Here is a 20,335-nt window from a genome sequence, read left to right as displayed (position 1 = left end):
AGCTGTGCTGTTCGAGCCGGAGTTCGTTCGCTAGATCGGCCGGGCGCTCCACATAGCCATCGTCATGCGCATGCGGCTGGGCCGAGGAGCGGCGCCGCATGGATCTTGGCGTCAAATGTTACGGGCGGGTGCGAGCTGCGCGCGCCATGCGGGGAAGTTCCCGGCGTAAGCTCTTGTAGGAGTTTGGAAGGCCCTTCGCGGCGAGCCCAGTCACCGCCTTGAGCAGTGCCTCTTGGGACTTGATCTTCTTGTAGTTGTTGACGAGCAATTCTCGTGTCGTGCGCCGGGCTAGCGGCACCCTCAAGTGGTCATGCAACCGCTCACGCGGGCCGGCAGCGCCGACGAGATCTATCTCCAGGGAGTAGCGGAAGCAGAAGAAGCCGACTTCTCGGAGGAGTTCCATCGCCGCAGAGTGGTTCGCTGTGAGTTGCTTTGCCACCGCCTCGCGCGCGGTGGCCTTCGGGAAGATGATCTCAAGGAGCGTGCCCGACTTAGGCGTTGGACCGTATTGAGGGAAGCTCTTCGGATCAAGGCTGCTGGCTCGGTCGCCGGCTCGATAGGGCAGGAAGTAGTCCTTGTCGACGACGTAAGAGGACTCAATGCCCAGGCCGTGGAGAAGGTAGTACATATAGTCAATAGACTCGACGCCGTCCAGAGAGATCACGCTGACCCCAAGTGATTCGATATCCTCACCGGCGTCAGTGAGCACCTGGGACAGTACTGCAGCATCGATCGGACTCTCGGTGACGATCACGAAATCGGCAAATAGGAACTCCGAGTTCCGGCGGCGATGGAACTTGTAGTACTTGTCGCGGTCGAGACCGTGAACCGTGAAGAAGGCGTGCCCAATCTGCGACAACTCCACTTCGAGCTCGCGGCGCTTGCCAACGACTCGGCGGCACAGAACGACGTGTTCGTGGTCAAGCGCATCGACGATCGTAGGCGAGTGGGTTGTGAAGACTACCTGGAGCCCCAGCTCGACGAGCTTTCGCATAAGTTGCTTCTGCGCCTGCGGGTGCAGATTTTGCTCAGGCTCTTCGAACCCCAACATGTAGGTCACGCTTCGAAGCTCCGCAAGGTAGGCGTACAGCCCGAAGACGGCCATGCTCTGGGTCCCGCTGCCGCTATCGGAGAGAGGGATCGGCTGGCCCCCCTCCGATACCGAGATTTCCAGGTTCTGTAGAAGCAAGCGGTAGTCCGGTTGGACCGTGTAGCTGAGGCTGAACTGGAAGGGCCCGTCAGGTGGTGCGACCTTGCGGCGTTGCTTCTCCAAGCCTGCGAGTGACCGCGTCTGCAGCGAAGCGCCTACCTTCGCGACCTGAGGACTCAACCGATCACGCTGCCGGTTGTGCGTGACCCATTCCTCGACGGCTCGGGCCAACAGACCACGTGACGGGTCGTGAGCTACTTCATGGTCGCGTCGTACTGGTACTAAAGCGAATGAGATGTGTTTCTCAAGAACATCGTGGAGATTCGTCGGCGCCGCTTGCCACCTGCTACCGGTGAGGCACTCCCAGACTGGAGCCTTCTTGAACTTCAGTCTGGCGCGCACCTCGTCGCCGCCAGTTTGAGTGGTGGGGAGACCGGCGCCCTTGAGGCCCACCAGAGTGATCTCGATGACTGCTTGAGACGTCTTCGTGTAAGCGTGGCGGCCCGTCTCGAAGTCTTGCCGCTCCTCCTCGAAGTTGAAGAACGCGTTGAGGGCTCGGAGCGCGCTCGACTTCCCGGCCCCGTTCTGCCCGACCAGCGCGACTGTGTCGCCGAGTTCAATCTCGGCGGACCCTATTGCGCGGAACTTCTCGATCTTCAGGCGGGTAACGCGGACCTTTCCCGGCTCAGGTGGGTTCGTGCTCATCCTGTCACCAGCTGGAGCAACGAGTCGTAACTGTCGACGACGTCATACTTCACGCCTTCGTGAGACTTGTCGCTGAGGGAAGCGAAGAACTTGCGGGCGCACTCGATCTTGGCGTTCTCCACACCCTTAAGTTGGAGGGTCGACATGGAGCCCTTCGTCTCGGCGACGAAGTAGACGTGCTTGATCTTCGTCGTGTCGTCACGGAAGGCGATGGCCCAGTCGGGGTTGTAGTCACCTACTGGGGTGGGGATGAAGAATCCGCGGGGCAGCTTCGAGTAGACGACGACCTCATCGCTGACATCGAGCTCCTCGACAAAGGACCGCTCTACCTTCGAGTCGGTGACGACGTACTCGTAGACGCTCTTCTTGAGTTTTTCGCCTGCCTTGGAGAAGTCCTGCGCGGTCTGGTTCTCCGTGAAAATCGAGGAGTCGTACCTGTTGTCCAGGGGGTCGTAGCTGAGGTGCTCGACGATGACGGTGGCCTTCTGCTCGTTGATCAGCCGGGCGGCCTCGGTGATGAACTGTTCAGGGTTCTGCTTGAACTTAGCGAAGGTGCCCGGGTTGATGCCGGTGAGGATCGCGGCGCAGGTGCGGCGGGTCAGCTGCGTCTTCTCCGCGATCTCACCGAGCAAGTCGTACTTGACCGTCGAGCCCGCTGAGACGGCGGAGTGTTCGACCTTGGTCTCGGAAACTTTGAAGCCGGTTCCGGCCTCCAACTGCTCGACCTCGAGATTAACGACCTGCTTGCCGCTCTCGACGAGGTATTGCATGACGGTGACGTTGAGAGAAGTGTCGAGGACACGGACGCAGTTGCGAATCAACTCGGCCGAGTCGAACTCAACCTGGTAGACGGCCTTGTGGTTGATGCGGCCCCACAGCTCTTGGAACTCGCGCCTCTTGAAGTTCGCCTCGTTGAGTGGGATCTTCTTCGGCTTTCGCCCGTCAGTCGGCTTGGGCACGTCGAGGTAAAGCGCGTCGACCAGGGGCCAGACGAAATCGATCACCGGCTTGAGCAGCGCCGCCGTGGGCGCGGCGAGCGCCCCGTCAGCCCGGGCGTCCTTGTATGCCTGAGTGACGAAGCCATCGTCGTCAATGTAGTCGTGGCGGATGAGATGGTGGTAAAGGGCCTGCCCGAGCGTCTCCTCCAGCACGCTGGTCGACCCGTCGGCGAGCTTGATGTGCTTGCCGGTGAAGTAGCTGACGCTCGCCTTCCGCGGGCGGGCCGACAGGGACTCGATAATCTCCTTCTGCAGGGCGGTGACGAAGCTGGTGTACGACTCGTCGGTCACGACCGTCAGCTCGTTGATGTCGTGCACGGTGACGGGGTTGTCCATCCGCTCGCCATGCTGATTGACCGACAGGCGCAGGCCGCGGCCGATCTCCTGCCGCCGCGTGGTGGTGTTGTCGCTCTTCTTGAGCATGCCCATCACGAACACGTTCGGGTTGTCCCAGCCCTCGCGCAACGCCGAGTGCGACCAGATGAATCGCACCGGCTCCTCCAAGGAGAGCAGCCGCTCCTTGTCCTTGAGGATTAGGTCGTAAGCGTCGACGTCCTCCGACTGGCCTGCGAAGTCGCCACGCACGGCGACCTTGCCGTCGACCGATCGCCCGCTCTTCTTGTCAATCGAGAAGTAGCCCTCGTGTGTCGACCGCACAGGGATCGCCTCGATGTGCGTGCGGTACGCCTCCGCGGCCTCGTCGAAGTCGAGCTGGCTGAGATAGTCGGCGAGCACGGCCTCGTACTCTTCCTCGAACACGCGGGCGTACTCGCCGAGTGTGTCCTCGCGCTTGTAGTCGCGGTACTTGGCGACCTCGTCAATGAAGAACAGGGACAGTGCCTTGATACCCTGCGCGAACAGCTCGCGCTCCTTGTCGAGGTGAGCGCGGACGACCTCGCGGATCTGGATGCGTCGCTTCTGGTCCTCGGCCACGTCCTGGGTGACTTCTCCGGCGCCGATGATATCGCCGTTGCTCAGCTCGATGATGTCTCGGTTGGCGTCGACGTCCCGGATGAACAGGCCCTTGTACGCTTCGACGCCTCGGGAGATGTCGTGCAGGTTCATGCCCTGGCTCAGGCGCTTGACCTGCCGCCTGATGCCCTGCGCCGTCTGCACCTCCAGCTCGACGCGCGCCTTCGGGAAGTCCGCGCCCTTGCCGACCTCGAGGCCATCCACGTACAGGTAGGCGGTGCTGCCGGCCAGGTGCTTGACGGTGATGCCGCGCACCGCGATCTTCTTCACGAGCTTCTGGTTGTAGGCGTCGACCGCGTCGAGCCGGTGCACCTTCGTGCGCTCGATCTTGTGGGTGGCCGAGTAGCGCAGTGCGAACAGGGCGTTGAACTGGCCGAGGGCCTCGAGCGACTTGGACGGCTTTTTCGCGTCGCCTTCGATCTTCTGTGGCTCGTCAATGATGAGGATCGGCCGGTTCGCGGCGATCACGTCGATGGGCTTGCGCGACTGGAAGTCGTCGAGCACCTCGTAGATGCGCCGGGCATCCTTGCCGGTGGCGTTGAACGCCTGGATGTTGATGATCATCACCTGCACGCCGGAGTCGGACGAGAACCGCTCAAGCTCGTGCATCCGCGAGGAGTTGTAGACGAAGGTGCGGGGCTTGGTGCCGTACATCTGCTGGAAGTGCTCGGCGGTGATGTCGAACGACTTCTTCACGCCCTCGCGGATCGCGATTGACGGCACGACCACGATGTACTTCGACCATCCGTACCGCTTGTGCAGCTCCATGATCGTCTTGATGTAGACGTAGGTCTTGCCAGTGCCGGTCTCCATCTCGATGTCGAGATTGATCGGGGCCGCCGACTTCTTCACCGGGTCCTTGTCCTGCGACAGCTCTAGCCCACGGGCCTGCTGGACGCGGTGGATGTTCGTAAGGAGCTGCGGCAGCGTCAGCGCGATCTCCGTGTTGCGCAGACCGGCGTCCTCCAGCCGGGTTTGCGCCGGCTCGTTGCCGGGGTCGATGCGGTATTTCACGCCGTCGGCGTACGGCTGCCCGGTGAACACGGCGACCACGGCATCGACGGCCTCAGTCTGATAATGCTGAACCTTGAACTGCAGCTTCATTGGGTCAGATCGCCCTTACGTCTGTCTCGGGTGACGCCTCGCGGAAGATCTGCTCGGCGTTGATGCGCGCTGCGTCGGTGGCGAACCCGGCGTCCAAGAACACCGCGCGGAGCGGATGCCGCTTTGCGATCGCCTCCACTATGTCGTCCGTCACCTCGTCGGCGAAGCACGCGATCAGCGCGTCGTCGGCCACAGCCAACACGTCACGCCCGTCGATCGCCTCGGTCGAGATTGGTTCCGTAAGGTCGAGGCCCCAGTCGAGCAGCACCTGGAATAGCAAGTCTTCGCTGGTGCGGCCCGGCTTCACACTATCGATGACGGATTCAAGCGAAGCCTGGGCGAGCCGGTCGGGCGAAGAGGCGACGGTGGCCATGTTCGACGTGTCGACCGTAAGCGCGCGAAATCCCGTATCCAGAGGAGGGTTGTCTCTGACGAGGCGGCTCGACCGTTCGTCCTGGATGTTGCAGGCGGCGAGAGCGACACGGCGACGCGCGATGTCAGCGATGGATTTGTACCCCGCCTTGTACGCGTTTGAAGACCCGTCTGTGGGCTCCGCGATCTGGATGAGGATGAACCGGCGTGTTCCACCATCGGCGGCATTCTGCGCAAGAACAGCGTGACCCGTACTGCCGGATCCCGCGAAGAAGTCCATCACGATGTCATCCGCCGAGGTCACCTGCTCTACGAGCATCTGGAGCAACGCAACGGGCTTGGGGAAGTCAAATACCTTGTCGCCGAACAGGTCGCGCACCTCGCGAGTTCCCGCGTAGTTGTACCCAACCTCGTCCGAGAGCACCCAGGTGGACAGGCCCGTGACGCTCGCCTGAAGCTCGCCGAGAAACTTCTTTTCCCGGGGACGGCCAGTCGGCGACGACGGCCACAGGATGCGTTCCTCTGCGATGAGACGGTCTGTGGTTTCCTTTGCCTTGGCCCAGCCACGACTTGAGCTCGGTGGGTATCGGATGCCGGTCTCGGGGTTGACCAGGTCGTAGTGAAGGTTAGGGCGAGCGCTCGCGCCAGCTAGTCCAGTTAGGTTCTCACTCGTCCAAGGGCCACGAGGGTCTCCGTCGGGATTTCGGTACTTGGACTCATCAATCCCACGTCCCTTCACGCGCGCCGTCTCGCTACGCCCGTAGAGGAGCACGTACTCGTGATCGGTCGACACACGGCTGAAGTTGCGGCTATCGGCTGTCGGCCGACGCCGCCAGGTGAGTGCGCCAAGGAGGGCGCCGCGGCCAAACAGTTCATCGCCCAGTGCGCGGAGGCGGGCTACCTCGTGATCGTCGATGGAAATCGCGAGGACTCCATCAGTCGTAAGCAGGCTCCGCGCCAGTTTCAGCCGGGAATACATCATGCTCAGCCAGTCGGAGTGGAACCGGCCGTTCGTCTCCGCGTTCGCGACCAGGCGATCTCCCGTCTCCGACTTCTGGCCGGAGCGGGCCAGGTAGTCGGCACTCGACTCCGCGAAGTCGTCCTCGTAAACGAAGTCATTACCCGTGTTGTACGGAGGGTCGATGTAGATCAGCTTGACCTTGCCGAGGTACGACTCCTGGAGCAGCTTGAGCGCCTCAAGGTTATCGCCCTCGATGAAGAGGTTGCGCGTCGTGTCGAATTCGACCGACGCCCCGCGCACCGGGCGCAGCGTCTTGGCGATCGGGGCGTTGGCGGCGAAGGCCGCGGCGCGCTTGCCGGGCCAGTCGAGCTGGTAGCGCTCCTGCGGCCCCTCGACGACGTGGTCGGAGAGCTCCTGGCGGAGGGCGTCGAAATCGACGGCACGTACCTGATTGCCGTCCGCGTCGATGCTCTCGGTAATGACCGTGGGGAACAGGTCCGCGATGGCGTCGATGTTGCGCTGGGTGAGGTCCGGCGAGTGCATCTTGAGCTTGTCCACGGTCATTCCTTGCTGCTTGGTAGGAGGTCGGTCAGTTCGGTGAGCACTGCAGTGCGTTCCTTGATCTGCTTGCGAAGCTCGATCTTGCGGTTGAGCTGTGGTTCAGTGTGCATCTTCTTCTCGAGGGCGGCGATCTCACGTGTGAGCCCGCGAGCACGTCCGATCCGGTCGAGGGCGTCCGAAAGCTGTTCTGCTGGCCTGATCGGGTGGGGGAGCAGGCGCCCTAGAAGTTGGCTGTACAGTTCGTCCATGTCGAGAGCCGCGGGTAACTGGATGCGCGGTTGATCAGTTCCGATCCAGCCGGTGCGGAAGTAGTCCGTGCCCTTGGTCTTTCCGCCCGCGCGCTTGTAGGCGGCGGCCATCGCCTGCTCGGCCCAAATGCCGTCCTCGCGCCGCAGCTCGAAGACAATCTGGCTCGGGATCGCCTTGTCGATGGAAACGAGCACAGAGTTGTCGAGGCTGGAGCCCTTCAACTCGATGATGAAGACCTGAATCTCGGTTGCGATCTTGCCCGGCGCGAGGCGTAGGGACTCCTCCCCGAGCTTGTATGCCCAGCGGACACGCTGGACCTCCTCGACGAACCTCTGCTTCAGAGGGGCACCCGCTCTGGCCTCGGCATACAGGCGCTCCTTGGGGATTATCCGATCAACCTTCGCTGTCTCCGGCCACTGGATCAGGTCAGTCATCGACCACCTCCGGCTCGACGATGGCGAGGAAGGCGATCAGCTCGAAGTCGTCAAGTCCCTCGAAACTCTGCTGCAGGGCCGTGGTCTTCGCGCCGGAGAAGAGGCTATCGATGTCGCGCTCCTCTGTGACGTTGATCAGCGATTTGATGGCCTCGTTGAGCAGGTTCGAGTAGAAGGCCATTTCGGCGCCTTCTCTGGTGAGCTGGTTGAAGACGTGGTACGCGGCGGGGATCGGATGGTGCGAGCCCTGGCAGCTCGCACGGATCAGGTCGAGGAGTTGCTTGACCTCGGTGTGGTCTGTGATGACGTTGCCGTTGTTGTCGAGGTAGATCAGGTAGTGCGGGTGCAGGCGGTTGTGACGGTTGATCTTCGAGTGGTCATCGATGCTGCGCAGCGCGAAGATCACGCCGGGGCGAAGGCCCCGCTCGAGATTGGAGGGGACTACTGCGTGCAGGCCCTTGGGCGAAGAGGCCAGATCGCCGTATTGCTCCATGTACTTGAGCAGGTCCATGCGGAAGTCGTTGAGCCCCAGGTCGGTGATGGAGACGCCCGTGCGTACGTCCTCTAGTTCGATGACCTCGTCCTGGAGGCGGCGGAGCTGCTCCTTGCGGAACTGGGTGTCGCTGGACTCCTGGCTGAGGAGGTTGTCGTCAGCAGTTGCCGCGAGGTCGGCGATCACCATACGGTTCTCGACTCGTTCCTTCAGGTTGATGTATTCATCAAGGCTGATGTCGGGCCAGAAGTTGACCATCTGGATCACGGAGTTCTTAGAGCCGATGCGGTCGACGCGGCCGAAGCGCTGGATGATCCGCACTGGGTTCCAGTGGATGTCATAGTTGACGACGTAGTCGCAGTCCTGAAGATTCTGTCCCTCGGAGATGCAATCGGTGCCGATCAGCACGTCGATCTCGCCGGGTTCGTTCTGGAAGATGGCTGCCTTGTCCTTCGAGCCGGGGGAGAAGAAGGTCAGCAGCTTCTGGAAGTCGAAGCCGTCGCCCAAGGTCGTCTTGGGGTGGGTGGCGCCGGTGACGAGGCCGAGTTCGAGCGAGCGCTCGACGTGGAGTGTCTTCTCAAGATTGCTGTACAAGTATCGGGCGGTGTCGGCGAACGCCGAGAACAGCAGCACCTTCTTGTTGTGGCCGTTCAGAGGCTTTTCGACCTTGGTGCTGATGACCTGCCGAAGTCGCTGGAGCTTGCGGTCGTGATCCGGAGTGATGAGGTCCATCACGTCGACGAGCTCGCGGATGGTCTCCCGGTCGTGCCACAGATCATTGCGCCACGACGTGGTGTCCATGTCCTCGAGGTCGATCTGGTACTTCCTGCCAACCGACGGAGCGGTGGGGACCTCGAAGTCGTCGTCATCGGCCTCGATGTCTCCAAAGGCAGCCCCAATGTCGGCGATCCTGCCGTCCTTGTCATCGAGGTCCTGCAGAGCGTGGTCTATCGCAGCCTCGACCTTGCGGAGCGTGATCCGGAACGCCTCGACCGAGCTTTCCAGACGCTTCAACAGGTTGACCGTCATCAAGGTCTTGAGTCCTTGCTCGCGGCCGGCCATGCCGAGGTTGCCCCGGGCGGTGCCGCCCTGGACCGCGTAGCGGTCCACGTACTTCTGCATCCTGCTCGGATACACATAGGACAGTGGTGTGTAGACAGCGAGATTGAGGACTTGGAGCTGCTCGAAGATCTCATTGAACGTCGGCGCTTGCGGTAGGTCGGTGAGCGGCTCGCGGAGCGATTCCGGCCGAAGGCGGTGTGGGAAGGCGCCGATGTCGGCGGTGTCGTAGAACGACTGGATGTGCTTGCGGGAGCGGGCAATGGTGACCGCGTCCAGGAGTTCGAAGAAGTCGAAGTCCAGCATGCGCAGGATCGCTTCGGTGGTGCGCTCCTCGGCGTCGAGCTCGGACCATCTCTTGAAAGCGACTTGGGCTTCGCGGAAGACCTGCTCGATCGACTTGCTGATGTCGAGCTTTGCCGAGAGCTGTTCTGACTCGCCTTCGTAGGCAAGTTGCAGTTGATTCTTGAGATCGTTGAAGCGATTGTTCACGGGGGTGGCCGACAGCATGAGGACCTTCGTCTTCACGCCACTTTGGATGACCTTGCGCATGAGCCGCTGGTACCGGCTCTCCTTCTCCTCAGAGTAGTCCGCATTGCGGAAGTTGTGGGATTCGTCGATCACGACGAGGTTGAAGTTGCCCCAGTTCAACTTCGCCAGGTCGAGCTGGCCGGCGTAGCCCTTGTCCCGAGAAAGGTCGGTGTGGGCGAGCACGTGGTAGCTGAAGCGGTCGGCTGAGAAGGGGTTGGTCACGTAGGGGCTGTTGTAGGTCGTCCAGTTGTCCTCGAGCTTCTTCGGCGCGAGCACCAGGACCGACTTGTTTCTGCTCTCGTAGTACTTGATGACGGCGAGGGCCGTGAACGTCTTGCCAAGGCCGACACTGTCAGCCAAGATGCAGCCGTTGTACGTCTCCAGTTTGTTGATGATGCCTATGGCGGCGTCGCGCTGGAAGTTGTATAGATTGGACCAGATTTGCGAGTCGCGCCATCCGGTGAGGTCGTCGGGCAGCACATCCTCGCTGATGTCCTCGAGGAACTCTGAAAACAGGTTGTAGAGGATCAGGAAATAAATTCGCCCGGGACTGTTCTCGGCGTAGATGCTGGCGATGTGCTCGTGCACGAGATTGGTGACGTCCTCGACATGCTGATGGCTTGACCAGATTTGATCGAAGGTCTGGAGGTAGGCCGAGGCAAGCGGAGCTTCGTCGATCTTGTTGACGAGGTTGGAGATGGCGTTGCCGCGCTCGTAGCCGAGGTCGGCGGACGTGAAGCCCTGGAGTGGCATGTAGGCGGTGCGGTCATCGATAACGGCGAACTGCTGCATCTCTGCGCCGGTCTTGTTCGACTTGAAGGTGACCTTTTGCTTGATCCAACCGGCGCACTCCCGGGCGATCGCTCGCTGCGTGAGCTTGTTGCGCAGTCGGATCTCAAACTCGGAGCCGTAGAGGCTGGACTCACGCTTGCTTTGCGGGATGTAGAACTCCCGGCGGGCCCTATTGACCTTGTCGGTGGCCTGGCTGGCCACGAACGTCGGTGCGGTGAAGATGAATTCCAGCTCCTTCACGCCCTCGAGCTCCGTGCGGAGCGCCTCGAAGGCGTAGATGGAGAACGTGGACGCGGCGATGCGGAGCTTGGAGCCGGGAGTAAGCGTGGCCTTGATGTCGTCGCCGAGCAGCTTGTTGAGGTTGTCAATGATCTCCATCAGCGAGCCCCCTTCTCCCAGGCCTCTGATGTCACGTCAGGGCTGCCTTGGCGCACCGGTGCCGAAGTGTGCGGGCGCGGCCAGCCCGCCCACGAATGGGTGATGGGATTCAAGGTCATCGAAGCCGTCGCACGAGGCGTAGCACGGAGTAGGTTCGCGCGCCCCGAGGAACTGGGGAGATGCGCTTCGATGTCGACCACAACGGGAGCCTATCGCGTGTTTCCCCCGCGTCTGGGGGGGGGCACTCGGGAGCCGCCAAAGATCAACACAACTTACGATGTGAGCAGCTTCTGCTCCGTCACGAACGAGTGCTCGCCAGTCTCGTCCTTCCAGAAGACGAGCGTCGGTGAACCAATCGTGGGCGTGACTGTCTCAAGCGCTTTGGACGTAGCCTGGGCCGACTCAATGAGCGAGTGGAACTCGCTCATGATCTCCCGCTCGCTCTCCATCGTGGCGGTGTAGGCGGCTTTGCGTTTTACGAGTTCCTTCTCGAGGTTGGTGCGTTCGCCCCCCAAGACGTTGGTCCAGTTCATGTCGTGGAGCTTCTTCTCGAGCTCGCGAATCTCCTTCTTGAGGATGCGTGAGCGATTCTGAAGCCGCTGCCAAAAGACGATCCCATCCTCGATGACGTCCTTCAGCCGTTCCATCGAAGCACCTACTGACTTCGGATTCTCCTGCATGTCAACGCACACACGCAGGTAGGCGACTCGAAGCGCGACGAACGAGGCGAGCATGGCGCTATGGGCGTCGTAGTTCGCCTGCTGGACCTCTGAGAGTTCAGCGCCGTTCGTCGTGGTTCGTGCTTCAACGAGCTGTCGGAACCGGGCGGCGAGTGCCCTGACATCCCGCTCTGCAAGGGCGAGACGCACGAGCATGTCTTGGGAGAAGGAACCTTCCAGGCTGTACTGCGAGTACACGTCATCGACGGTGTAGGAACTAGCGAGAAGCTCGCCTGTATGAGTCGCCTCGATTCTGGCGATGGCTCTGTCCAGGGTGTTCTTGATCGTGTCGAGTTTTCGGTCCACCTGTTCGAACTGCTGCATCATCATGGCCGTGTTGAGCACCTGGATCGCGAGGATTGGTGCCACGACCGGCAGCGAACTAGCCACCGGAAGGAAGGGCGCTTGGCCGACGATGCCGCGGGTACCCATCACCGCGCTTCCCAGCCCCTGACCAATCTTCATGAGCGTGGAAGGATCCGCGGTGGCCACGTAGAGAGTGGATGCCAACGAAGCCGACAGGGCAGTGGCACCAAGCGAGGTACCGGCCACGGCGATCGACATTGCACCTTGTGTTGACACAGCCTTCGCGTCCGGGAGGTAGCTACCCGTGGTCAAATACCCTTGGCGAAAACTCGAGAGCATGAGATCCCGGAGCCTCCCCTGGAACTCGAAGACCGCGAGCTCCGCGCCCTCCTTGCCCAATCGCCGGACGGCGACCTCTTGAGGCTGAGCCTCTCCAGATGTTTCCACGACTCTCCTTCGCACCAGAGCGCGGTCCCGAGGGCTTCCCATCGGGAGGTGGGATACTTCCTGCGGTCGCGGGAAGCCAGGTGACACAGAGCGTAGCGGTGGCGAGCGACATTTCCTGTAGGGCATCTCGGGTCGGCACAGCACTCGACGATGCCGAGTCGTCCCGTGTCAGCACTCCGTCCAGTCTGTGGCGCCTATTGTCAGCGGATTGGAGCTGTGAGCAAGATGGCCATGACCGCCGGTCGACTACCTTCTGAAGTGTGCCGGAAATCGTCCGGGCGGCGCTCCCGCAGCCCATACTCGATGTCCTGTTGGGAAGTCCGGGCGAGCTGAGCGGAACGTGCAGTGCCTGGATGACGGGGGTCAAGGATGACGGTCTGGGAACTGTTGGCGCTGGCGGTCCAGGACCTGCCCGAGCGCTTCGCGCGTCAGGACATCCTGAAGTGGTTCGCCGACAAGCACCCGGAGGTGCACCAGCCCACCGTGAGTGCGCACATCCAGTACGCCACCTCGAATGCCCCCATCGAGAGCCGTGCAGGGTTCGCGGTCCGAACGCCGCTGATCACCAGAGTTGCCCGAGGCGAGTACGTCCGATACGCCCGTGACACGCCAGAGCCCGTGCCATCCACCACGAGGCTGCTGGCCTTTCAGCCGTTCACGCCGCGCGCGGAACCCGCTCAACCCAACCACCCAGCGGTCGACGAACCTGCTGCTGCAACGGACCGGACCTACGACATCGTCCTCGTCTCCTGCGGCCGTGCCAAACGCGACCGACCCAGCGCTGCCGCCGACCTCTACACCTCGCCCGGGTTCGCGAGCCGCCGGACTATCGCAGAGTCACAGGGGGAGCGCTGGTTCGTCCTCTCCGCCGAGCACGGGCTGGTCCAGCCTTACGAATGGCTGGCTCCCTACGATCTGGCGCTCGTTGACGCCTCCAGGGCGTACCGCGATGCCTGGGGACAATGGGTCCTCGCGAGACTGACCCGGATCGTCGGGGACCTGAACGGCATCTCAGTGCTGCTCCTGGCGCCGTCCGCCTATGCCGACCCGATTGGCCACCGCCTGCGCGCCGCCGGGGCCTCGGTGGTGGCGCCCTTGATCGGTCTTCGCCAGGGTGAGCAAATCGCGTGGATGGCCGAGCAGGCACGCCAAGTGCCCGCGACTACGAGGTCCGAACACGCGGCGACGTCCGCCCCACCTCCTACCGTGGGCCGATCCGTCCTGGGGTCCATCAAGAACTTCTTCTCCGGCACGTCACGCACCGAGCGACAAGCGACAGCACCACCACCTCACCCGACTCCCGTAGCAGCCGAGCCCAGCGCCCGGACGTCCCACGCCCGGCACCAGGAGCTCATCGCCGCCCTGCTCGAGTACCGACGCACCCACTACGAGCTGCCCCAAGGCGGTCAGCTGCGCTTCGCCCACACCGCAGAGGCCAACGCGCTGCTCGCTTCGGACCCGTTCGCGTTCCTGCTCGGTGTCGTCTTCGACCACGGCATCAAGGCCGAACGTGCCTGGGAAGCGCCCATGGAGCTCGTGCGCCGGATGGGGCACCTCGACCCGTGGCGGATGCGCGTCGAACCGGACGAGGTCGCTCGGGCGGTCACCACCCCACCAACCCTGCATCGCTTCCCCGACATCATGTCGCGCGCGGTCGTCTCTGCCGCTGACATCGTCTGCTCGAAGTACGACGGCGATGCCAGCCGGCTCTGGGCCCCAGGCTCAACCGCGTCAGAGGTCGATGCCCGGTTCCGCGAGTTCCGATGGGTCGGCCAGAAGAAGGCCGCCATGGCCGTGGAACTGCTGGTGAGCCGCATGGGTGTCGACATCGCGGACCTGCACGGCAGCGACGTGGCCTATGACGTGCACATCCGTCGGGTGTTCCTGCGCACCGGGTTGGTCGACCACGACTCGGTCGGTGAAGTGGTTGCCGCTGCCCGCCGGCTTTACCCCGAACGTCCCGGTTACCTGGACGGCCCGACCTGGTCGATCGGCCGGGGCTGGTGCCACTCCACGAACCCGGACTGTCCCAACTGTCCGCTCACCGACGCCTGCCCGAAGTTGACCAGTAGAAGCGTCTGATTCCCACCGGACGTACCGGCTGGCCTCGAGGCCGGTATCCGACCAAACGTCCTCCGCCCGACTCAGGTGATCGACGCCGCGTAGATGCTCCCCACCGACTCGTCCAGCGCTGCGTCGAACTCCTCCTGCGACTGCCCAATCGACAACCCCTCGGTCAGCGCCCGCGAGAAGCTGGCCACCACCCCGTGCTGTCGCGCCAACCGTTCGTTGGCCTCGGCCCTGCTGTATCCACCCGACAGGGCGAACACCCGCAGCACCCGCGGGTGGGCCACAACGTCGGCGTACAGGTCGTCCACCTCGGGCAGGGTCAGCTTCAGCATCACCTGCTGGTCGTCGCCCAGGTCATCCAGGTGGGTGACCAGCGCGTCATGCAACTGAGCCTCGGCCTGCTGCTTGTGGTCACTCTTGATGTCGATCTCGGGTTCGATGATCGGGACGAGTCCCGAGGCCAGGATCTGGCGTCCCACCTCGAACTGCTGGTCCACCGCCGCGTCCAGTCCCGACCCTGGCCCGCTGACCCAGGACCGCATCTTGGTGCCGAACACGTGCTGGTCGCGGGCGCGCGCCAGCAGCTCGTCCAGTCCGGGCATCGGCTTCATCAGCCGCGCCCCGTCCGCCTCGTCCAGCAGCCCCTGGTCCACCTTGATGATCGGCACGATGCCCTTCACGTCCCAGAGGTACCGGGCTGTGGGCATGCCCTCGACCTCGCGGTCCATGGTGTCCTGGAACAGGATCGTTCCCAGGATCCGGCCGCCGTCGAAGCTCGGGCTGGACATGATTCGGGCGCGCATCTCGTGCACGCGCTCGAACATCTGCGCATCATCGGCCCAATCCTCGACGCCGTACAGGCGCAGCGCCTTCGGGGTGCTGCCGCCGCTCTGGTCCAGCGCCGCGATGAATCCCGGCGCGCTGGCCATCTTGGTGAACTGTTTGCCGTCCATGATGATCACCCCTGGTCGTCGTTCTGGAAGAGCGCTTCGACGTCGGGCAGTCCGGTGAACCGGGAGAAGGTCCCGTCGCCGACGATTTCCTGGGCTGCCGCCAGGAACCCGCCCCACGCCGTCCTCGCCAGCGTGCCGCCGGTGCTGATCCGGCGCACCCCCAGGCGTTCGGCCTCGGCACGCGTCACGAAGGGCGCGTTGACCAGCAGGTTGACCGGCTTGGGAGCGACGGCCTCGACGATCGCCGAGATGTGCTCCAGCGACGAGATGCGCGGTGCGTACAGGCAGTCAGCGCCGGCCTCGGCGTAGGCGCGCAGCCGGCGGATCGTCTCGTCAATGTCGGGACGCCCGCACACAAAGCCCTCGGAACGTCCCGTCAGCAGGACCCCGGTGCCGCTCTCGTCGATGGCCGCCCGCGCCGCCCGGATGCGTTCCACCGCCACGTCGAAGCCGAACAGCGGTTCGTCGGCATCGCCCGAGGCGTCCTCGATGGACAGCCCCGCAATGCCCGTCGCGCACGCGAGCCTCACGTTCTCGGCGACTCCATCCGGGTCCGACGCGTAGCCGTCCTGGAAGTCGGCGTTCACCGGCACGTGTACCGCGGCGGCGAGGGTGCGCAGGTGTTCCAGCATGTCCTCGAGGCCGGTGTCGTTGTCGGCCCGCCCCTGGGTCCAGGCGTAGCCGGCGCTGGTGGTGGCCAACGCGGGGAAACCCAGTCGCTCCAGAACCTGGGCGCTGCCCGCGTCCCACGGGTTCGGCATCAGGAAGCAGCCAGCGTCGTGCAGGCGATGGAATGCTTCGACACGGTCGTCCGGGCGGTTCATGGTGCCTCCCGCGGAGAGTTTGGTGGGCAATGCCCTCCGCACCCTTCAAGAATCCACCGGTCCACCCCTGCTCGGCAAGGGCCGCGGAGAACCAGCCTGCGGGTTCTCAGCCTTCGCCGGCCAACTTGCGTTGCACCCGCAACTCCAGTTGTCGGATCTCCTCCAGCACCAGGTCATAGAAGCCGCCCTCGAAGCCCATGGGCTCCAGGCCGTCGCGGTACAGCTTCAGCAGCGTCCCGTGCTCGTCGCTCACCCACGGTGCCGGGTCGCGGGTGACCTTGAGCACCGGCACCAGGTCGGTGCGGTCGGGAAAGTCCAGCAGCATTTCCTCACGGGCGACCCGCATCTGCAGCCAGTCCGGCGCGCCGTCCGACAGCGAGTAGACCTGCAGCCCGTACTGGAACGACCACGCAGGCCCCACCGCGAACCGCTGCGGCCGCGGCCAGACGGTGTCCTTGGCCTCGATCAGCAGCCCACCGAGTTGGTGCTGCCCAAGTTCGCGGACCTGTCCCGGCAGCGGGAAACCGAGTTCAGCCTCGAAACCGACGACGTCGCCGTCGGTGGGTGCCTCCGGTCCCTGGGCGAAGGAGTCGAACAGGTCACGGTCGCGATTGCGGAACCATGCGATCAGGTCATCAATGTCTGCCATGCGGGCAAGACTATGAAGGCCCCGGGTCAGCGCCGGTGACCCGGGCCAGTTCCGCGGCCAGCGCACGACCGGCGATGCGGGCATCCACCGCCGAGGCGTCGGTGTGCACGGTCACCCGGAGTTGACCCGCGTAGGACATGGCGGCGACGCCGAATCGGACGTTTCCCTGAATCGGGACGACGGGCCAGACGTCCTGCAGCGCCGCCCCGCCCATCACCAGCGGCTGGTCCGGTCCGCGGACATTGGTCACGAACAGGGCGACGAACCGCTGGTGCCGCGCGAGCCGGGCGAACAGCCGGGAGCCCCAGCGGGTGCGAGTCAGTTCGTAGGTGCCCTGGGTGCGGGCCTCAGCCTTGGCGGTGCGGGTGGCAGCCGCGATCAGGCCGAGTCGGACGACGGCGTCCGGCTCTCCGGTGGGCAGGTGCACCACCATGATTCCGACCGCATTGCCGGAACTGCCGCGATCGGGCAGGGCGACCGGCACACTGGCCGGCAACACCGACGGCACCGGTTGACCCGCGGTGCGCAGGACGGTCGTGACAGCCACGCACACCGCCGCCAGCAGGGCGTCATTGACGGTGGCACCTGCGGACTTGGCGCCGCGGGACAACCCGGCCAGGTCGACCTCGGCAAACGCCAGACTGCGCCGCGGACCGATGGGTCCGAGCAGGACGGTGCGGGGAACTGTTGCCCTGACCATGGCCGTCACCCGGGTCACACTCGTCACCCGGGACCGCCATCCGCGCCGGACGATCGGCGTCCTGGTCGGGGCAGCCGGTCGGGGCTGGGAGGTTGGCTGCGTGAGGTCACCGAACAGTCGCTGCACCAACCGGACGCCCGCCACCCCATCGGCCACGCAGTGGTGCAGGCGCAGGATGATTCCGTGGCCACCAGATGAGGCGCCGGGGACGACCAACAGCTCCCACAGGGGCCGGTCCAGGGGCAAGGGCACCGTCATCAACTCGGCCGCCAGCTCCGTCAGACCCGTGCGTCCGTCCACCGGCTCGACCTGTCGGACGTGCCAGCCCAGATCCGGGGTGCAGGACTCCCAGACCAGGACCTTTCCCGCCCGCCGGACGCGTTGGCTGAACCGGCCAAGACCGGTGGACGTGGGGTCGTTGATGCGGGCATCGATGTCGGTGCGCACGTCGTCCAGGTCGAACCCGCTGCCCAGGATGCCGACGAGCAGGAATACGTTGACCTGGTCCTTGGCGTCGATCAGGATGTTCGAGGCGTCAGCGGCGCTCAGCCGCTCCCGATCACCACGCTCAACCATGGGTCGCGCCGAGCCGCAGCAACTTCCAGCCCACCCAGCCGGACCAGATCGGCAACAGCATCCCGTAGAGCAGGTAGCCCGACCCGATCATCGGGCGCAGCGCCTCACTGGCCACCCCGAGCGCGCCGGCGACGATGCCCAGCACCGCCCAAGCTCGGCTGAACCCTCCGCGCCACATCACCCACGACAGCACCCCGATGGCGGCGGCGGTCAGGATGCCCGCCCAGGACACGGCGTTGGTGGCCGCGACCAGCGCGTCGGCGGCGCTGACCAGCCCCGCCCGTTCGGCATCGCTGCCGGCGGCAGCATAGGAGCTGCTCAGCAGCACGAGCCCACCGTGCAGCGACTGGGGGCTGCTGCCCAGCGCCAGCGCGATCGTCTCGGACACGACGCCGAGCAGGCCACCAATGAGGGCCCCGGTCCGGTGGACGGGCAGCAGCGCCACGGCGAGGGCGAGGAACACCAGCAGCGCCGGCACCGCGAGACCGACGAAGCAGATCAACTCGACCAGGTAGACGAGCCGGTGCTCGGCAATGTAGACCAGCAGGGCCTGCCCGTCGGCGGGTGGGACGGGGGCGGCGAACACCAGCGCCACCGGCACCAGCACCAGCAGCATGAAGGCCAGCGCCGCGACCCCACCGACTCTGAAGAGGGGGTGCCAGGACAGGTCCGGACGGGCTGACGCCATGACTTGATCCTGCTCCTGCGCAGGCGCCGGGTCAATGGTCGGAGGACCTCGGCGTCGTCGCCCTGAGGTAGCCCCACGCCGCGAGCAGGCTGGCCATCACCACGAGCGCGACCATCACCAGCGGCGGGACGGGGTTGGACGCCGAGGAGCCCCACAACAGCACCATCGCCACCACGATGCTGGCACCCATCAGCGCCGAGAAAGCCAGCCAGGGCGCCAACCAGAACAGGCCGTACTGGCGGGTCCGCAGGGCCGCGACGCCGGTCAGGATGAACCCCGGCAGCACCAGTGACAGGTCGATCACGTGGATCGGGTTCACCCACAGCCCGGCCTCCGCCAGGCTGGCCGGCACCGTGCCGGCGACCAGCGCAGGGACCAGTTCGCTGAGCCACAGCGCGGCGAACAGCACGCCGATCGCGATCAGCACGGACGCTGCCAGGGTCCGAACGCGGCCCGACGGGAACCCAAGGTCCTGTCGGTCGAACTGGGGCACGTGGAAGATCAACGTCCAGGCGCTGAACCCCAGCACCGCGACGTAGACCAGGAAAAGGTAGTTCAGGTGCACTGCCAAGGCGTAGACGATGAATGCGTAGACCAGGTACAGCAAGGTGCCCAGCCACACCAGCTCGGCGCGTGCCGACCCGCGACGCATGCCGACGGCGGCGACCAGCAGGACAGCCACGGCCAGCAGGTTGCCGACGTCCTGGCCCTGCGCCTGCGCCATCCAGTTGGACGTCTCCTCGGCGTAGACCTGAGGGTCGGTGAGTCCCGCGACACTGGCGACCACCACGAGCACCGCAATGACCGCCGACCACATCAGCCCCACCCGGGGCGACGTTGTTGTCATGTCCCCACGCTACGGCCGGCCATGAAGCCCCCGGCATCCGCCCCCGTCAACTCCTCGTCCGGAGTGGCGGTGCCCGGGCAACCGACGGCAACCCCGGGAGTGCTACCGGTCAGGTGTGCCATGGTGAGGGCATGCCACGCTCCCGGACGAACCCCAACTCACTGTCGACGATCCTGCTGGTGTGCACCGCTGCGGTGGTGCTGAACATCACGGTGGGCTGGGCCGTGGGACTGTTGACCCTCTCCTTCCTGTTCCTGGACACCGTCGGCACCTTCATCGCTGCCGCCCTGTTCGGCATCCGCTGGGGCCTGTTGGTGGGCGTGGTCACCAATGTCGTGATCGCCCTAACCTTCCGTCCGCAGGCGATCTGGTTCGTCGTGGTGCAGATCGCGGTCGCGGTGGTCGTCGGTGCCGTCTCGCGGCCCAAGGGCTACACCGTCGCCTCGGCACCGATCGCGGCCGCGATTCTGGCGGTGCTCGTCCCGTTGCTGTCCACGATCATCGTCGTGGCCGTCTTCAAGGGTGCCCACGGCAACCCGGTCGACGACGCCGTCGCCGGTCTGCAGGCCGCCGGCAACTCCCTGTTCAGCGCCGCCTTCTGGCCCCGCGCCGGGCTGGAACTCATTGACAAGGTCGTCACCGCGGTGATCGCCCTGGTGGTGGTCAAGGGCCTGACCGGCAGCATCATCGCGCCCCGTCACACCGTGGACTCCGAGCGGCGTGAGGCAGCACTCGTCCGTTAGGGCGCTGCGCCGCCGGATGCTGAGCGGCTTGCCGACCCTCGGCGAGGGCTGGAT

General features: G+C 64.4%; 14 protein-coding genes. 2 read left to right on the top strand and 12 right to left on the bottom strand.

Going from position 1 to position 20,335, the window contains the following annotated elements; genetic code table 11:
* Positions 1–118: 118 nt before the first annotated feature.
* The 6 genes from IPV09_RS08595 to IPV09_RS08570 form a co-directional block, all read right to left on the bottom strand.
* Complete coding sequence (locus IPV09_RS08595; RefSeq protein ID WP_207474828.1) at positions 119–1,855, bottom strand: ATP-dependent endonuclease; 1,737 nt, start codon at positions 1,853–1,855, stop codon at positions 119–121.
* Positions 1,852–4,929 carry a type III restriction-modification system endonuclease gene (locus IPV09_RS08590; RefSeq protein ID WP_207474827.1) on the bottom strand — a complete coding sequence of 1,026 codons (3,078 nt, stop codon included), beginning with the start codon at positions 4,927–4,929 and terminating at the stop codon, positions 1,852–1,854. The genes IPV09_RS08595 and IPV09_RS08590 overlap by 4 nt, the downstream gene beginning before the upstream one ends.
* A gap of 4 nt (positions 4,930–4,933) precedes the next feature.
* Positions 4,934–6,826 (bottom strand): site-specific DNA-methyltransferase, encoded by a 1,893-nt coding sequence (locus tag IPV09_RS08585; RefSeq protein ID WP_242681408.1) that lies wholly within the window; start codon positions 6,824–6,826, stop codon positions 4,934–4,936.
* Entirely contained in the window at positions 6,823–7,506 is a 684-nt protein-coding gene (locus IPV09_RS08580; RefSeq protein ID WP_207474825.1) for a DUF4391 domain-containing protein, read from the bottom strand. The genes IPV09_RS08585 and IPV09_RS08580 overlap by 4 nt, the downstream gene beginning before the upstream one ends.
* Positions 7,499–10,759: a helicase-related protein gene (locus IPV09_RS08575; protein WP_207474824.1), complete on the bottom strand. Its 3,261-nt coding sequence runs from the start codon at positions 10,757–10,759 to the stop codon at positions 7,499–7,501. The genes IPV09_RS08580 and IPV09_RS08575 overlap by 8 nt, the downstream gene beginning before the upstream one ends.
* Before the next feature lie 272 nt (positions 10,760–11,031).
* Positions 11,032–12,231: a hypothetical protein gene (locus tag IPV09_RS08570; RefSeq protein WP_207474823.1), complete on the bottom strand. Its 1,200-nt coding sequence runs from the start codon at positions 12,229–12,231 to the stop codon at positions 11,032–11,034.
* A 369-nt stretch (positions 12,232–12,600) separates the two neighbouring features.
* On the opposite strand from IPV09_RS08570, the gene IPV09_RS08565 reads away from it, so the two are divergent.
* Positions 12,601–14,313 carry a DUF6884 domain-containing protein gene (locus IPV09_RS08565; protein ID WP_207474822.1) on the top strand — a complete coding sequence of 571 codons (1,713 nt, stop codon included), beginning with the start codon at positions 12,601–12,603 and terminating at the stop codon, positions 14,311–14,313.
* A 62-nt stretch (positions 14,314–14,375) separates the two neighbouring features.
* Here IPV09_RS08565 and IPV09_RS08560 read toward each other — a convergent pair whose 3' ends face one another.
* The 6 genes from IPV09_RS08560 to IPV09_RS08535 form a co-directional block, all read right to left on the bottom strand.
* Positions 14,376–15,254: a fructose bisphosphate aldolase gene (locus IPV09_RS08560; protein WP_207474821.1), complete on the bottom strand. Its 879-nt coding sequence runs from the start codon at positions 15,252–15,254 to the stop codon at positions 14,376–14,378.
* Positions 15,255–15,259: 5 nt separating this feature from the next.
* Positions 15,260–16,078, bottom strand: coding sequence for an oxaloacetate decarboxylase (locus tag IPV09_RS08555; RefSeq protein ID WP_207474820.1), 819 nt, complete (start codon positions 16,076–16,078; stop codon positions 15,260–15,262).
* Positions 16,079–16,184: 106 nt separating this feature from the next.
* Complete coding sequence (locus IPV09_RS08550) at positions 16,185–16,727, bottom strand: hypothetical protein (RefSeq protein ID WP_207474819.1); 543 nt, start codon at positions 16,725–16,727, stop codon at positions 16,185–16,187.
* A 10-nt stretch (positions 16,728–16,737) separates the two neighbouring features.
* On the bottom strand, positions 16,738–18,003 hold the full coding sequence (locus IPV09_RS08545) for a wax ester/triacylglycerol synthase domain-containing protein (protein WP_207474818.1): 1,266 nt from the start codon (positions 18,001–18,003) through the stop codon (positions 16,738–16,740).
* A complete protein-coding gene (locus IPV09_RS08540) occupies positions 17,996–18,691 on the bottom strand; it encodes a hypothetical protein (protein ID WP_207474817.1) in 696 nt (231 codons plus the stop codon). Before IPV09_RS08540 ends, IPV09_RS08545 begins: the two co-directional genes overlap by 8 nt.
* 31 nt (positions 18,692–18,722) lie before the next feature.
* Entirely contained in the window at positions 18,723–19,538 is an 816-nt protein-coding gene (locus IPV09_RS08535; protein WP_207474816.1) for a hypothetical protein, read from the bottom strand.
* Positions 19,539–19,669: 131 nt separating this feature from the next.
* Here IPV09_RS08535 and IPV09_RS08530 point away from each other — a divergent pair, with 131 nt between their 5' ends.
* Positions 19,670–20,281, top strand: a complete 612-nt coding sequence (locus tag IPV09_RS08530; protein ID WP_207474815.1) for a hypothetical protein — start codon at positions 19,670–19,672, stop codon at positions 20,279–20,281.
* The last annotated feature ends 54 nt before the right edge of the window (positions 20,282–20,335 follow it).

The organism is Tessaracoccus sp. SD287, from assembly GCF_017355265.1.
Taxonomy (GTDB): domain Bacteria; phylum Actinomycetota; class Actinomycetes; order Propionibacteriales; family Propionibacteriaceae; genus Aestuariimicrobium.
Note: the sequence above shows the minus strand (reverse complement) of the source record. Positions and strands in the feature narration are given on the sequence as shown.